10 protein-coding genes are annotated in these 15,179 nt (G+C 61.2%); 6 read left to right on the forward strand and 4 right to left on the reverse strand.

The genetic code is table 11. From position 1 onward, the window contains the following. Positions 1-9: 9 nt before the first annotated feature. Entirely contained in the window at positions 10-1,779 is a 1,770-nt protein-coding gene (locus ACZ1HH_RS02415) for a methyl-accepting chemotaxis protein (protein ID WP_472637213.1), read from the reverse strand. 219 nt (positions 1,780-1,998) lie between these two features. Continuing rightward, complete coding sequence (locus tag ACZ1HH_RS02420) at positions 1,999-4,215, reverse strand: NADP-dependent isocitrate dehydrogenase (protein ID WP_472637214.1); 2,217 nt, start codon at positions 4,213-4,215, stop codon at positions 1,999-2,001. A 500-nt stretch (positions 4,216-4,715) separates the two neighbouring features. Between ACZ1HH_RS02420 and ACZ1HH_RS02425 the strand changes: the two genes are divergently transcribed. Further along, positions 4,716-6,008, forward strand: coding sequence for a glycosyltransferase (locus tag ACZ1HH_RS02425; protein WP_487320354.1), 1,293 nt, complete (start codon positions 4,716-4,718; stop codon positions 6,006-6,008). Between the two features lie 14 nt (positions 6,009-6,022). On the opposite strand, the gene ACZ1HH_RS02430 is transcribed toward ACZ1HH_RS02425, so the two are convergent. After that, positions 6,023-6,625: an SH3 domain-containing protein gene (locus ACZ1HH_RS02430; protein WP_472637217.1), complete on the reverse strand. Its 603-nt coding sequence runs from the start codon at positions 6,623-6,625 to the stop codon at positions 6,023-6,025. A gap of 162 nt (positions 6,626-6,787) precedes the next feature. Between ACZ1HH_RS02430 and ACZ1HH_RS02435 the strand changes: the two genes are divergently transcribed. From ACZ1HH_RS02435 to ACZ1HH_RS02450, 4 genes are all read left to right on the forward strand, one after another. Next, on the forward strand, positions 6,788-7,774 hold the full coding sequence (locus ACZ1HH_RS02435; protein WP_011537828.1) for a 2-hydroxyacid dehydrogenase: 987 nt from the start codon (positions 6,788-6,790) through the stop codon (positions 7,772-7,774). Between the two features lie 47 nt (positions 7,775-7,821). Continuing rightward, positions 7,822-9,621 (forward strand): gamma-glutamyltransferase, encoded by a 1,800-nt coding sequence (gene ggt, locus ACZ1HH_RS02440; protein ID WP_487320355.1) that lies wholly within the window; start codon positions 7,822-7,824, stop codon positions 9,619-9,621. A 256-nt stretch (positions 9,622-9,877) separates the two neighbouring features. Further along, positions 9,878-11,284: an FAD-binding oxidoreductase gene (locus ACZ1HH_RS02445; protein ID WP_168610660.1), complete on the forward strand. Its 1,407-nt coding sequence runs from the start codon at positions 9,878-9,880 to the stop codon at positions 11,282-11,284. Between the two features lie 100 nt (positions 11,285-11,384). Further along, positions 11,385-11,828 (forward strand): hypothetical protein, encoded by a 444-nt coding sequence (locus ACZ1HH_RS02450; protein ID WP_472637218.1) that lies wholly within the window; start codon positions 11,385-11,387, stop codon positions 11,826-11,828. 11 nt (positions 11,829-11,839) lie between these two features. Here the strand turns inward: ACZ1HH_RS02450 and ACZ1HH_RS02455 are convergent, their stop codons facing one another. Beyond that, positions 11,840-12,271: a GFA family protein gene (locus ACZ1HH_RS02455; RefSeq protein ID WP_011537833.1), complete on the reverse strand. Its 432-nt coding sequence runs from the start codon at positions 12,269-12,271 to the stop codon at positions 11,840-11,842. 282 nt (positions 12,272-12,553) lie between these two features. Here ACZ1HH_RS02455 and ACZ1HH_RS02460 point away from each other — a divergent pair, with 282 nt between their 5' ends. Further along, the gene (locus tag ACZ1HH_RS02460; RefSeq protein WP_011537834.1) at positions 12,554-15,061 is read left to right on the forward strand and encodes a GcvT family protein; all 2,508 of its coding nucleotides are present in this window, start codon (positions 12,554-12,556) and stop codon (positions 15,059-15,061) included. Positions 15,062-15,179: the final 118 nt, after the last annotated feature.

Genomic DNA, 15,179 nt, shown 5'->3' on the forward strand with positions numbered 1-15,179 from the left:
CGGGCTGTTTTACGAAGCCCGGCGTTGCGCGACGGGATCCGCGTCATCAACCTGAAACTGACGGGCGTTCTGAGCCAGGGCGTTTGCCTCATCCCGCAGGCGCTGGGTTGCAGCAGAGGTTTCCTCGAACATTGCCGCGTTCTGCTGTGTGACCTGATCAAGCTGGTCGGCGGCGGAGGTGATCTCCGAGAGGCTTGTGGCTTGTTCCCGGGCCGCCTCAGCAAGGGCGCTGACGGTTTCGTTGATGGCGGAGATATGCGCGTTGATCTCGTCAAGAGCCGTGCCAGAGTCGCGCGCCAGTGACACACCGGTCTCCACCTCGCGGCTGGCGTTTGTGATCAACTCTGCGATCTCGCGCGCCGCATCTGAGGATTTCCCGGCCAAAGCGCGCACCTCGCCAGCCACAACCGCAAACCCGCGGCCGGCTTCGCCCGCGCGTGCGGCCTCAACCCCGGCGTTGAGCGCCAGCAGGCTGGTCTGAAAGGCGATATCGTCGATCAAAGAGGTGATGCTCGAGATCTTGTCGGAGCTTTCCTCGATCCCCTGCATGGCCTCAATGGTGCGCCGGACCACCTGCGCGCCGCGCTCGGTCCGTTCGCTGGCCTGCTGCACCCGCTCGGAGGCTGCGCGGCTCTCTTCGGCAGAGTTTTTCACCGAAGCCGAGAGCTCTGTGAGGGCCGCGGACGTTTCCTCGAGGGAGGCTGCCTGGGTTTCGGTACGCATGCCAAGCTCACGTGAGGAGCTGTCGAGGGATTCGCTTTCGCTCTCAATCCGCTCCACCCCGGCGACCAGCGTGCGCATCAGGTCGGAGATCTGCGTAACCGTTGCGTTAAAGTCTTCTGCCACCTGCCGGAACTCGTCGGGCATGGCGTCATCGACGCGCACGGTGAGATCCCCCTGGGCAAATTTCGCGAGACGCTGGCTCAGGATGGCGACGACGCGCTGGCGTTCCTCATCCTTGATGTGCGCCTCTGCTTCCAGTGCTGCCTGCATTTGCAGCCCATCCCGGAAATTCGCCACTGCATGCGCCATTTGGCCGATCTCGCTGCGATCCAACAGGCCCGGCACATCCGCGTCCAGGTCGCCCTCGGCCATGGTGGCCATACGTGCCTTGAGCGCATTAAGAGGCGGCAGCATGCTGCGGATAATCAAGAGCGATACGCCGATCAACACGGCGAGGGCAACACCAAGCCCCATCAGGGCCTGCATCCGCATTTGCGCGATGTCGGCCTCGATGTCGTTCATGTAGGCGCCGGTCCCAAGGTACCAGTCCCAGGGTTCATAATATTGTGCGTATGTGAGCTTGGGTTCGACGGCTTTGGTGGCGGGGTTCTCGAAATAGATCGTCGAGAGCGAGTGCCCCTCAGCATCCAGATTGCCGAGGATGTTTTCGAAGATCCGGTTGCCATGCACGTCCTTCAGGTCGCGCTGGCTCTCACCTCCAACCCATTGCGGGCGGAAGGGGTGGACGGAATAGACGATGTCGCTGTCAAAGGCATAGACATAGCCGTTTTCGCCAAAGCGCAGATCATTGAGAATTTGAGCCACCGAGGCTTGCGCCTCGGCCTGGGTCATTTCACCGGCTTCGACGCGGGCATTATGGGCGTCCAGATGGCTGCGGGCGATGTCTGTTATGTGGCGCAACTCTCCCGCCCGAAGATCATAGGCGGTCTGAGAGGCATGGTTCAGGGTGTAGAAAGTCAAGCTTGCGGCCGCGACGAGCGCAAGCGCTACAAGGGCGTAGATCCGAGTGGATAGTCCGTAAAATGCGGCGGGCATGGGTTTTTGGCCTTGCGTGTTTTCGGTTCGCGACCTTTTTCTGACAAAAAACCTAACACCGGCTTTACAGACCCGATCTGATGCGCCTGCGGGTACCCGGTATTCAAAAAATGCAATGCACCTGTGGAACAGAGGCGGGTTTCCCCTCTGACCATGCAAAAAGCGCCCGGACTGTGCCGGGCGCCTTGTGATTTTTGGACTTTGATCCTGAGGTCAGGCTCAGCCGATGATGCCGTTGAGGGTTGCAGAGGGGCGCATGACGGCGGCCTTCTTTTCAACGGAGGGGTGGTAATAGCCACCGATGTCGGCTGCGCCTCCCTGAGCGGCGGCGAGTTCAGACAGAATCGCCGCTTCGTTGGAGGCAAGAGCCTCGGCAATCGGTTTGAAATGCGCGGCCAGCTCCGCGTCATCACCCTGTGCCGCGAGGGCTTCTGCCCAGTAGCGGGCAAACCAGTAGTGGCTGTCGCGGTTGTCGGGCTGGCCGACTTTGCGCTCGGGCGATTTGTTGTTGTCGAGGATGCCTTGGGTCGCAACCTCGGCAGCTGCGCCAAGCACGCCTGCCTTCTCGTTGCCTTTGACATCGGCGAGGAACTTCAGGCTTTCGCCCAGAGCGCAGAACTCACCCATGGAGTCCCAACGCAGGTGGTTTTCCTCAACCAGTTGCTGCACGTGTTTGGGCGCGGAACCGCCTGCGCCGGTCTCAAACAAGCCGCCGCCGTTCATCAGCTTCACAATCGACAGCATCTTGGCCGAGGTGCCAAGCTCGAGGATCGGGAACAGGTCGGTCAGGTAGTCGCGCAGCACGTTGCCGGTGATGGCGATGCTGTCCTTGCCCGCAGTGATGGTCTCGAGGCTCTGACGGGTGGCTTCGCGCGGCGCCATGATCAGGAACTTGTCGGCGACGCCAGCCGCCTCAAGCGCGGGTTTGACGTAATTGATCAGCTCTGCGTCATGGGCGCGGTTTGCGTCCAGCCAGAAGATCGCCTCGGACCCGGTCAGGCGCTGACGGTCCAGGGCCAGTTGGATCCAGTTCTCGATCGGAGCCTTTTTCACGGTGCAGGCGCGCCAGATGTCGCCGGCCTCGACTTCGTGGCTGTGCAGGGTCTCGCCATTGGCCAGAACAACGCGGATCTCGCCGTCTGCCGGGGCTTCGAAGGTCGTCGGGTGCGAGCCATACTCTTCCGCCTTTTGCGCCATCAAGCCGACGTTTGCGACCGAACCGGCAGTGGTCACGTCGAGCGCGCCATTGGCTTTGAAGAAGTTGATGGTCTCGTCATAGACGGTGGAGTAGCAGCGGTCGGGGATCACGCAGTTGGTGTCGCCCTTGGCGCCGGTCTCGTCCCAGCCCTTACCGCCAGCACGGATCACGGCCGGCATGGAGGCATCGATGATCACGTCGGAGGGCACATGCAGGTTGGTGATACCCTTGTCGCTGTCCACCATATACATGGAGGGGCGTTCGAGCGCGGCGATCTCGGATTTGATCTCATCTGCGTTGGGCAGGCTGTCGATGGCGGCCAGAACCGCACCCAGACCGGAGTTCGGCGACCCACCTGCTGCAGCAATTGCGGCGCCGTGTTTATCCCACACAGGGCCGAGCCAGGCTTTGACCGCGTGGCCAAAGATGATCGGGTCGGAGACCTTCATCATGGTGGCCTTCATGTGCAGCGAGAACATGGTGCCGTCCGCTTTGGTGTCCTCGATCGCGCCAGACAGGAACGCGGCGAGCGCTTTGGCGGACATGAAGGTCGCATCGGCAACCGTGCCTTCTGCCAGCGGCCAGCCGTCTTTCAGAACGGTGACGGACCCATCTTTTGCGACAAATTCGATCTTCGCGTCACCGGCCTGCTCGGCGGAAATGGTGGCGGATTTCTCGTTGGCATAAAAGTCGTTGCCGGGCATCGACGAGACTTTGGTCTTGCTGTCGCCAGACCATGCGCCCATCGAATGCGGGTTGTTCTGAGCGTAGTTCTTCACGGCTTTGGCCGAACGACGGTCCGAGTTGCCTTCGCGCAGAACCGGGTTCACCGCGGAGCCCTTGATGGTGTCGTAGCGGGCGCGGATTTCCTTTTCCTCGTCGGTTGCGGGCTCGTAGGGGTAGTCGGGCAGCTTGTACCCCTGCGCCTGCAACTCCTCGATCGCGGCCACCAGCTGGGGCACGGATGCAGAGATGTTGGGCAGTTTGATGACATTTGCGTCGGGGGTCTTCACCAGCTCGCCCAGCGCGGCGAGGTCATCGCTTTGGCGCTGCGCTTCGGTGAGGTTCTCCGGGAAGGTCGCGATAATGCGTGCGGCCAGCGAAATGTCCTTTGTGCCAACGCTGACACCGGCAGCATCCGCAAATTTGCGGATGATCGGCAGGAAAGATGCCGAGGCCAGCTCGGGCGCTTCGTCTACAATGGTATACAAAATGTCCGGCGTTGAATTTTCTGCCATGTTCCACAACCTTTCTGCGAATTCGGAAGCTGTTGTTCGTCGTCAATTCGGTGCGCGTGTGCCGCGTCACTTGATACTTGTCCGGCAGGGGGCGCGGGGCCTGCGCCGGGCATGCATGATGTTCACACGCCTCTCCTAGACCACGAGACGACACAAGGCAATTGTCTGCATGCGACTTCGCGGCATTGTTGCGCAGGCTTGCCGCTTTGTGCGCCACCCCTTTGCGACATGACCTATCCTTGCGAGAGTTCCCCCTGTTCCTACGGACGTCGCTCATATTCTGTAGCTGAATAGCGATTGCCTGTGATAACATGGTTAAATTGGAATGTGGGGTGCTCTGAGGAGCGTACCAGCACCAAGGCGGGCGCGAAGCAGCAGGGGGGCTTTGTTTCGCGCCCCGGGCGCCCGAGCGTCCACGGACAAGAGCCATGGCATCAGCCATCGCAGAGTGCAGGGAGGGCGCGGCATGTGATCGTTTCCCGGCGCGTAGGAGGAAAGTGATGAGAAGCATGGTAGCGGGCGACCTGTTCATTTACGCACCCGTCCCGGTCTATCGGGACGCGGGTACGCTCTATATCGAGCGTCAGGCGGTGAATGGCCTGCGGCTCTGGTCCCAGCATTTTTCCCGGGTGACGGTCCTCATGCCCGAAAAAAATCACGACGTTCCAAAGGGCTGGATCCCCGTTGACATGGCGCTGGCCGATTTGCCCGCGGTGCGGCTGGAGACGGTTCCGTCTGCTTTCACCCCCCTGCAGTTCCTTCGAGCGTGGCGGCGAGAGCGTCGTCGCATCGGCGCGCTTGTGGCTGAAGCAAGCTACCTCAGCTTCGCAATTGGGGGCCTCTTTGGGGATTGGGGGGCGGTCTGTGCGCTGGAGGCGCTCCGGCAGCGCAAGCGCTTTGCGATCTGGACCGATCGGGTCGAATCTGATGTGCTGCGGAAATCACGCGACTGGGGCGACTGGAAGCAGCGTCTGAAATCGCGTCTTTACAGTCGCCCTATGGCCTGGCTCGAGCGCGCCTTGATTTCGCGCGCCGCACTGGGCCTGTTTCACGGTCGGGAGACCTTTGATAGCTACGCGGGGTTCAGCCCCAATCCACAGCTGGTTCACGACATCCACATTTCGGGCCGGGATCACATTCGCACCAGTGCGCTTCAGAAGAAACTCTCCGGGCTTGGGGCGCGACCGTTGCGAATCGTTTATGCGGGACGCGCCGAGGGCATGAAGGGTCCAGGTGACTGGATCTCGGTTCTCGAACGGCTGGCCGTGCTGAATATCCCTTTTGAGGCAGAATGGCTTGGCGAGGGAAGTTGTCTTGCGATGATGCGCAATCGTGTCCGTCGCGCAGGTCTCGAAGATCAAGTCCGCCTGCCTGGATTTCTAGAGGACCACGCCGAGGTGCGTGCGCGCTTGCAGCGGGCGGATGTATTCCTTTTTTGCCACAAGACCGCCGAGTCGCCGCGCTGTCTGATCGAGGCGCTCACTGGCGCGACGCCCATCGTCGGCTACGAGGGGGGCTATGCGCGGGACCTGATTGCGGGACATGGCGGCGGCATTCTGGTGCCACAGGGCGATACAGAGAGATTGGCGCAGACGCTTTCGATGCTGCAGGGGGCACCGGATACGCTTGCGACGCTGATGCAATCGGCGCATCTCGAGGCTGCACCTTTCACCGATGAGAAAGTCTTTGCGCACCGGTGCGACCTCATTCGCCGATACCTTGCGCCAAGCGCCAGTCGTCGTGGGCCGGGTGGGCCAGGCGGGCGGATCCTGCGGGTGGTTGTGGAGCGCTAGGTCTGCTGCACGGGTTATTCGCGCAGCTCGTCCGGATCAACGCCCCAGAGATTGTCTTTGTGCGTCCAGCCGCTGTGTCCCCCGGCGGTGATTTCGCACCAGTCGCGCGTGCAGGCGCCAAGCTGGGCCACAACCCCAAGCTCAAACGCGGCCACCGCCGGCGCGTCCTCCTGAGGGCGTGCGCGCACCTGCAGGAGATCCTGCTCGACCAAGACCGTGCGCACCCCCGACAAAAGCGCGTAATGAACCCAGCCTCCTTGTCCATCCCGGTCACGCACGCGTCGCCAGTGGCCATATTCGGCCGTGACCTCCAATGGCATGCCGCGGCGTTTGAACACCCAGTCGATACGATGATTGAGTGACGGGCCACGGCGCACATTGCCTTCGGCGGCTTTCATGGACACGTAGCGGGGCAGCGGCAGGTTCGTGACCGGCCCAAGAGTTTGCGCGGCAGCTCTCTCGGGCGCGCTCTCCTGCGCGGTGGCGACGGGGGCCGTGGTGTCAAAGAAACCACCCATCACAAGCGCACAAAGCGCCCCGCGCAGGGCGACTCGCACAGAGAGGCTGCGCGGGCGTTCATTTTGTTCAGTGAATCTCTGCACGGCCTCGATGCCCATTTTTGTCTCGGGCGCCTTGTTTTTATGATCTCGTCACCCGTTGATCCTGCATCGGCTCTTAGCGCAATGCAAGCGCGGGCGGAAGGGTGCTTGTACCCGCAATTATCTTGCGACACGATGTCATGGAATGGAACGACTTGCATAGCCCGAGGGAGAAGGCACGTGCCCAGAGAACGCCTGAGTGTTGTTGTTACGCGACGGTTGCCAGAGCCGGTGGAAACCCGCCTGAGCGAATTGTTCGACGTGCGGTTGCGCACCGACGACACCCCAATGACCCGCACAGAGCTGGCCGCCGCCATGAAAGAGGCGGATGTGCTGGTACCGACGGTCACCGACACGATTGACGCAGGCCTTCTGGGGCAGGCGGGCGAGCGGCTGCGGCTGATCGCCAATTATGGCGCGGGTGTCGACAATATCGACGTGGCCACTGCGCGCCAACGGGGCATTCTGGTCTCCAACACCCCCGGCGTGCTGACCGACGACACGGCCGATATGACGATGGCGCTGATCATGGCTGTCGTGCGCCGCATTCCCGAGGGTCTTGCGATCATGCAGCGCGGCGATTGGGAGGGCTGGTCGCCCACGGCCATGCTTGGCGGGCGTCTTGCAGGGCGCCGACTTGGCATTCTGGGCATGGGCCGCATCGGTCAGGCCGTCGCACGCCGTGCCCGCGCTTTTGGCATGCAGGTGCATTACAACAATCGCCGGCGCCTGCGTCCCGAGGTCGAGGAAGAGCTCGAAGCAACATGGTGGGAAAGCCTTGATCAGATGGTGGCCCGCATGGATGTGATTTCGATCCACTGTCCCTCGACGCCTTCGACCTTTCACTTGATGAACGCGCGGCGCCTGAAGCTGCTGAAGCCCGATGCGGTGATCGTCAACACCTCGCGCGGGGAGGTGATCGACGAAAACGCTCTGACGCGCGGCCTGCGCGCGGGCGAAATCGCGGGCTGTGGGCTTGATGTCTACGAACATGGTACCACCGTTAATCCGCGCCTGCGCGAGCTGCCCAATGTGGTGCTCCTGCCGCATATGGGGTCTGCCACGATCGAGGGACGGATCGAAATGGGCGAGAAGGTTCTATTGAATATCAAGACATTTGAAGATGGGCACCGCCCACCGGATCAGGTGGTGCCTGCCATGTTGTAAGCGCAGAGTCCGGTGCAACGCGGGCAGCGCGATTTGGGAGGAAAGATATGAGACCATTATTTTTGAGCGCGGCGCTCTGTGCGGCGCTGGCGCATCCTTTGTCGGCACAACAGGCCGCAGATGCGGTTGCCCCTGAAACAGCGACGACGGGCGCTGGTGCGGCGGGGCTCTCGCTCTCCGAAGCCGCAGCTGCTGCGATGGCTGCGCGGGATGCGGGCACGCCTGTCGAGGCGGAGAACTGGATGGTCGCTGCCGCAAACCCGCTGGCGGTCGAGGCGGGCGCGCGGGTGCTCCGTGAGGGCGGAAGTGCCGCAGACGCCATGGTTGCGGTGCAGGCCGTGCTTGGGCTGGTGGAGCCGCAATCCTCTGGCCTCGGTGGTGGGGCGTTTCTGGTCTACTACAATGCCTCCACGGGTGCCATCACGACGCTTGACGGGCGCGAAACCGCGCCGCTCGCGGCCACGCCGACGCTGTTTCAGGATGAAAACGGCGAACCGCTCAAGTTTTTCGATGCTGTCGTCGGAGGCCGTTCGGTGGGCACGCCCGGCACACCGGCCTTGCTGGAGGCGGCCCATCGCAAATGGGGCCGCGCCAACTGGGGCGGGCTCTTTACCGATGCGATCCGTCTGGCTGAACTGGGTTTTGCCGTTTCCCCACGGATGGCGGACTCGATTGCCAATGATGCCGAACGGCTGGGTCGGTTCCCGGAGACCGCAGCCTATTTTCTGCCCGAAGGCATCCCGCTTGCGGCGGGTGAGGTGATCACCAACCAGCCCTACGCCAATGTGCTGCGTCGCATCGCGATGGAGGGGACGCGGGCCTTCTATTCAGGCCCGGTGGCTGCCGATATCGTGCGCGCCGTACAGGGCGCGACCGGGAACCCCGGCGTCCTCTCAGAGCTGGATCTGGCGCTCTATCAGGTCAAAGAGCGTCCGGCAGTCTGTGCCAGCTACCGCGTCTTTGAGGCCTGTGGCATGGGGCCGCCTTCGTCTGGCGCGCTTACTGTCGGGCAAATCCTGGGCATGCTAGAGCCTTATGACCTGGCAGCGCTGGGCCCAGACAGCCCCGAGAGCTGGCGTCTGATCGGGGACGCCTCGCGCCTCGCCTTTGCAGACCGCGGCCGTTACATGGCTGACAGCGATTATGTCCCGGTGCCCACCAAAGGTCTGCTGGACCCGGAGTACCTCTCCAAACGCGCGACGTTGCTCGAAGGCGATGCGGCCTTGGAGACTGTGGCCCCTGGCGCGCCTGAGTTCGATCATGCGCTGATCTGGGCCGATGATGAGAGCATCGAGTTTCCCTCGACCTCGCATATCTCGATTGTCGATCAATACCGCAATGTGCTGTCGATGACGACCACGATCGAAAACGGCTTTGGATCGCGTTTGATGACAAACGGGTTCTTGCTCAATAACGAACTGACGGATTTCTCATTCCGCAGCCACCGCGACGGGGTGCCGATTGCAAACCGTCTCGAGCCCGGAAAACGCCCGCGCTCCTCGATGGCGCCGACCATTGTGATGCAGGATGGCAAACCCGTTCTTGCGATTGGCTCTCCGGGGGGGAGCCGTATCATCGGTTACGTGGCAACGGCGATCATCGGCTGGGCCGACTGGGGGCTCGACATTCAAGACGCAATCTCGCTGCCTCACGCTGTAAACCGGTTCGGCACTTACGATCTTGAGGCAGGCACCGGAGCCGAGGCGCTCGAAGCCGCGCTCACGGACATGGGGTACCAGGTAAATGTGCGTGACCTGACCTCGGGCCTACATGCGATCGAAATCGATAATGGCCTGAAGGGAGGCGCGGATCCCCGCCGTGAAGGCATTGCGCTTGGTGACGAGTAGGGCAGGGGCTTTGCCCCTCCTGACCTGACGGTCAGTTCACCCGAGGATATTTTGCGTTAGAAGAATGACGCTGCAGATCCTTCTTCTAACCGCAAATATCCCGGAGCGCGAGGCAGAGCCTCGCAAGTCTGGCCGTTGAGCCACCGCCCCTTGCCGCTCTGAGCGCGACGGCCTAGAGTGCGCAGTATATTTTGTTAACAAGGCAAATGCTTTGCGAGATCTTGTTGGCGCTGGGAATACGAGAGAGGACACCATCATGGTTCAGGCCATCACATTGCCCCGTAACGAAGGCGGTATCAAAGCTGCAATCGCCGCGCTGTCTGAGGCGTTTGGCGATCGTCTGCAGACCGGGCAGGCCCTTCGTGAGCAGCATGGGCACACGACCACCTGGATCGACAACCAGGCGCCGGATGCAGTGGTCTTTCCAACATCCTCCGAAGAGGTCTCTGATATTGTTAAAATATGCGCCGAGTTTGGTGTGCCGATTATCCCCTTCGGAACGGGCACCTCGTTGGAGGGGCATGTCAACGCCCCCGCGGGTGGCATCTGCGTGGATATGATGCGGATGGATCAGATCGTTGCGGTCCACGCGGAGGATCTCGACGTGGTGGTGCAGCCCGGAGTGACCCGCGAGCAGCTCAACACCTATCTGCGCGATCAGGGGCTTTTCTTCCCCATTGATCCCGGCGCAAACGCATCACTGGGTGGCATGGTGGCAACGCGGGCTTCTGGCACCAATGCTGTGCGCTATGGCACCATGAAGGACAATGTTCTGAGCCTTGAAGCGGTGATGGCCGACGGCAGCATCATCCGGACCGCGTCTCGGGCCAAGAAGTCTTCGGCGGGGTATGACATGACCCGTCTTCTGGTTGGTTCTGAGGGGACTTTGGGGCTGATCACCGAGATCACCCTGAAGCTGCAGGGCATTCCAGAGGCAATCCGCTCGGCGCGCTGTTCTTTCCGTTCGGTGGATGAGGCCTGTCAGGCTGTGATGATGACCATTCAATACGGCATCCCCGTCGCCCGCATCGAGCTTTTGGATGAAATGAGTGTGCGCGCCGCCAATCAGCATTCCGGGCTGGATTTGCCTGAGGTGCCGTTGTTGCTCCTTGAATTTCATGGCTCGGACGCCGGCGTCGTCGAGCAGTCGGATACCTTTGCGCAAATTGCAGAAGAGTTCGGAGGGTTTGACATTGCCGCGACATCGACGCCGGAAGAACGCAACAAGCTCTGGCAGGCGCGTCACGACATGTATTGGGCCAGCCTTGGGCTGCGCCCTGGTGCCAAGGGGATCTCGACCGATGTCTGCGTGCCGATTTCCAAACTCGCCGATTGCGTCTCTGCGGCCCGCTCCAAGGCCGAAGAAATGGGGCTGATTGCGCCCATCGTGGGACATGTGGGAGATGGCAATTTCCATGCGCTTTTGCTGATCGATATGGAGAGCGCAGAAGAGCGAGAAAAGGCGGATACCTATGTCAGCTGGCTCAACGATCTGGCGATTTCCATGGAAGGCACCTGCACCGGGGAACACGGCATCGGGCAGGGCAAACGCCCCTATCTGGTTCGTGAATTGGGGGAGACCACCCGCTTTATGGCGGCGGTCAAGGCAGCGCTGGACCCGGATAATATCCTCAACCCGGGCAAGATCCTGATCGACGGCTGACCTCTGGCCGGTCAAAGGCGCGGCATCAGCTGCTCCTTTCTATGGCCCAATTTCTGCCCCATCTTCTTGCTAACAGGGCTTTGTGAGAAGGTGGGGTAGGATGTTTTTCATCAGACGACTTTTGAGCCTGTTTCGGTTCTATATGTTCATTTTGATCTGCGGTCTCATCATGGTCGGCGTCGATTACGATATGCAGGCCAAGGCTGTCGGGCGGACAATCGCGACCTATGACGTCGATTCCTATCGATTGACATTGCAGCGACGCCTCGGCGGGGAGCCGTTGCGCGTGGCGTCGGATGGGCGTGTTGGCGCGCCAGAGGGCGAGGTCACATCGCCCTTGGATGTCGCGTTTCGCGCGCTGCGCGGACTTGCGGTGGCAAAGGCGCATGTGATGGGGCAGGACCTCGAGATGGAGCAGGTCGTGCTTTTGCCGCCGCCCTCTGCGACCCAGGTCCCGATACCGCAGCAACCACAGACGATGCCGGTGCAGGACACCCAAGAGCAGCGCCCCTGTGTGCGGCGCGGCAATGTGCTGGACTGCTGACACGCGCAAGGCTATTTCGGCAATCTTCCGAGGATCACAGCCCAGAGGGTTCCCCAGCCGGTCAGCGCGGTCTGTCCCTTGTCGGCCAAGGCGTAGTGATCCGGTTTTTCATCGCTGAAGATCTCCCTGCGGAGGTACCAACCGGTCTGATCATCGAAAAGCCCCTGTCCGAAAGTGTAATGCTCCGAGTGCCTTGGTTTGTGCCACAGGCTAGAGCCGCAGTAGCGGCAACTGCCTCTACTGCCGATGCGAGAGGACTCCCAGGACCGTACTGGGCCTTCGATCGAAAGTACCTTTGTGCAGACGACACCCATCCATACGCCTCCTGTCCAGCGGCGACACATCTGGCAGTGACACGCGCCATAGGTGTCGGGTGCAAGCACCTTAAATTGGACTGCACCACAGGCACATTTGCCGGATTTTTCTGAAATCTGATCACTCATAAAAATGCCTCTCTTTACCGGGCGCAATGCGTGTATGGCCTCCGACTACGCTCGGGACTGGACCTCCAATACTGACGCGATGAGCGGAAACAGGTTTCCGGGAAAAGCCAAGCCATACTCTCTGACACCCCCCTCATTTGGCGATGAGTGCGCGGTTTTTGGCTGAAACTCTGACGTGAAGTCGGTTTTGTCATTTTTTGCGTCGGACTGATTTGCCGCCTTGGGCGCTCTGTGCGTCATAACCGATTCAATTGTGAATCAGAGAACTCGGAGAGCGGGCTCATGAAAACCCAAGTCAAAGCACTGGTCGTAGGCGGTGGCGCCGTCGGTACTTCGATCGCATATCATCTGGCCAAGGCTGGTTGGGACGATGTCATGCTGATTGAGCGCGACGAGCTGACGTCCGGCTCCACGTGGCACGCCGCTGGCCTTTTGCCGCTGTTCAACATGTCCTATGCGACCACCCACATCCACAAATACTCGGTGGATTTCTACAAGACGCTTGAGGAAGAGACCGGCCTCAATGCGGGCTTTGCCGTTGTCGGCAACCTGCGCATGGCGCAGACACAGGAGCGTATGGACGAGTATATGCTCTATGCCTCGACCGCCGAGACCTGCGATGTGGCCTATGAGTGGCTCACTCCGGAGCAGATCAAGGAACGCTGGCCGCTCATTGAGACCGGTGACCTCAAAGGCGCGATCTACCACACCGAGGATGGCTATATTAACCCCGCAGATGTGACCCAGGCGATGGCCAAGGGCGCACGTCAGCGTGGTGTTGAGATCGTGCGCAAGATGCAGGCCGACGCCTTCCACTGGAACGGTACCCATTGGGAAGTGACCTGCACCGTGATGGCGGAAAAGGGCGGCAATCTCGTGGAGACAGACGAGCAGGTGGTGATCACTGCCGAGCACGTTGTCACAGCCTCCGGCAACCACGCGCAGCGCACGGCCAAGATGCTTGGCATCAAGATGCCCGCAATCCCGGTCGAGCACACGTTCATTGTGATGGACAAAGACCCCGAGCTGGTCAAATGGCGCGAAGCGGGCAACCCCGAGCACCCTGTCATCCGTGACGCCGACAATGAATCCTACGCCCGCGAAGAGCGCGGCGGCTGGATCCTTGGCATCTACGAGCACGGCGCCCCGGCGCGGTTTGAGCATGGCGTTCCGGACAGCTTCCGTGCGGATCTGTTCCCGCTTGATCTGGACCGGATTGCGGAACAATACATGGCGATGGCGGAGCGTGTGCCCTCCTGTGCTGACAGTGGTCTCAAGGACGATTTCAACGGCCCGATCTGCTACACGCCTGATGGCAACCCGCTGGTCGGCCCGGCGCCGGGTCTGCGCAACATGTGGCTGGCCGAAGGCTTCTCCTTCGGGATCACCGCTGCAGGCGGCACCGGCTATTACCTCGCGCAGATGATGGTCGATGGCGAAGCCGAGATCGACATGGCGTCGCTTGATCCCAAACGCTACTCCTCCAACTGGATGACCACAGAGTTCGCGGCCCGCAAGAACGAAGAGTGCTACGAGCACGTTTACATTCTGCACCACCCGGACGAAGAACGCCCCGCTGCGCGCCCGCTGCGCACCGCGCCTGCGTTCGACCGCCAGAAAGCGCGCGGTGCACAGTTTGGCTGGGTCAATGGATGGGAACGTCCGAACTACTTCGGCCCGGTGGATGCACCGGACAATTTTGACGAAGAAGCACGCTCCTTCCGTCGTGGTGGCTGGTGGCAGCATGCCGTGGACGAAGCCAAGGCAATCCGCGAAGGCGTTGGCCTCATTGACGCGACCGCCTTTACGAAACATGTCGTCAAAGGCCCCGGTGCCACCCAGTTCCTCGACTGGTTCACCTGCAACAAGCTCCCGAAGGTTGGCCGCATCAACCTGACCTATGCGCTGACCGCATTCGGTACCACCCGCACCGAATACACCATCGTGCGCAACGGCGAGAACAACTACTATCTGGTCTCCGCCGGTGCGTGGTCCGAATATGACGCCGACTTCCTGCGCAAGGCGGCCGAGGACAAGATGGAGGAATTCGGCTACATCGAGATCCAGGATGTGACCACGCAGTGGGGCGTCTTTGCCATCGCAGGGCCCAAGTCCCGCGATGTGCTGAAAGAGGTCATCGTGGATGCCGATCCGGCGACTGCGCTCTCCAACAAGCGCTTCCCGTGGCTCTCCGCCAAGCAGATCGAACTGGGCATGTGCCCGGTGAACGCGATCCGCGTGGCCTATACTGGTGAACTGGGCTGGGAACTCCACCACCCGATCGAGATGCAGAACTACCTCTTCGACCTCCTGGAAAAAGCGGGCGAGAAACACGGTATGAAGCTCGTGGGCGCACGCGCTCAGAACTGGCTGCGTCAGGAGAAAAGTTACCGCGCCTTTGGCAACGAACTGGGCCGTGACGCGACCCCGCTCGAAGCCGACCTGCCGCGCTTCGTCGATCTGGAAAAGGACTTTCACGGCAAGGACAAGCTGGTCGAAACCGGCGTCCGCGTGAAGTGCTGTACCCTGCTGATCGATGGGCCAGAAGACGCCGATCCCTGGGGTCGCGAGGCGCTCTATGCCGAGGATGGCACCCGTGTGGGCCGCCTGACCTCGGGTGGCTACTCGGTCGCCTTCGAGAAATCCATCGGCATGGGCTACGTCAAACCCGAGATGGCTGTCGAAGGCACCAAACTGAAAGTGAAGATCCAGGATAAGCTCTGGGATGCGGTTGTCACTTGCGACAGCCCCTATGATCCCAAGAACGAAACCATCCGAAAGGACGGTTGATCCCTACCATCTTCGTCCGCGCCCTGTGGCGCTGGGCTTTAAGGTCGCACAAGCGCTCCGGTTTTGCCGGGGCGCTTTTCCCTTGGTCCTGCGACCAATTTGCGGGATAATGACGACC

This window comes from Epibacterium sp. HA2-3 (genome assembly GCF_055693725.2).

Bases quoted from the DNA above. Each gene is read 5' to 3' on its own strand.
- ACZ1HH_RS02415 (WP_472637213.1), bottom strand. From the start codon at position 1,779: ATGCCCGCCGCATTTTACGGACTATCCACTCGGATCTACGCCCTTGTA.
- ACZ1HH_RS02420 (WP_472637214.1), bottom strand. From the start codon at position 4,215: ATGGCAGAAAATTCAACGCCGGACATTTTGTATACCATTGTAGACGAA.
- ACZ1HH_RS02425 (WP_487320354.1), top strand. From the start codon at position 4,716: ATGAGAAGCATGGTAGCGGGCGACCTGTTCATTTACGCACCCGTCCCG.
- ACZ1HH_RS02430 (WP_472637217.1), bottom strand. From the start codon at position 6,625: ATGGGCATCGAGGCCGTGCAGAGATTCACTGAACAAAATGAACGCCCG.
- ggt (WP_487320355.1), top strand. From the start codon at position 7,822: ATGAGACCATTATTTTTGAGCGCGGCGCTCTGTGCGGCGCTGGCGCAT.
- ACZ1HH_RS02445 (WP_168610660.1), top strand. From the start codon at position 9,878: ATGGTTCAGGCCATCACATTGCCCCGTAACGAAGGCGGTATCAAAGCT.
- ACZ1HH_RS02450 (WP_472637218.1), top strand. From the start codon at position 11,385: ATGTTTTTCATCAGACGACTTTTGAGCCTGTTTCGGTTCTATATGTTC.
- ACZ1HH_RS02455 (WP_011537833.1), bottom strand. From the start codon at position 12,271: ATGAGTGATCAGATTTCAGAAAAATCCGGCAAATGTGCCTGTGGTGCA.
- ACZ1HH_RS02460 (WP_011537834.1), top strand. From the start codon at position 12,554: ATGAAAACCCAAGTCAAAGCACTGGTCGTAGGCGGTGGCGCCGTCGGT.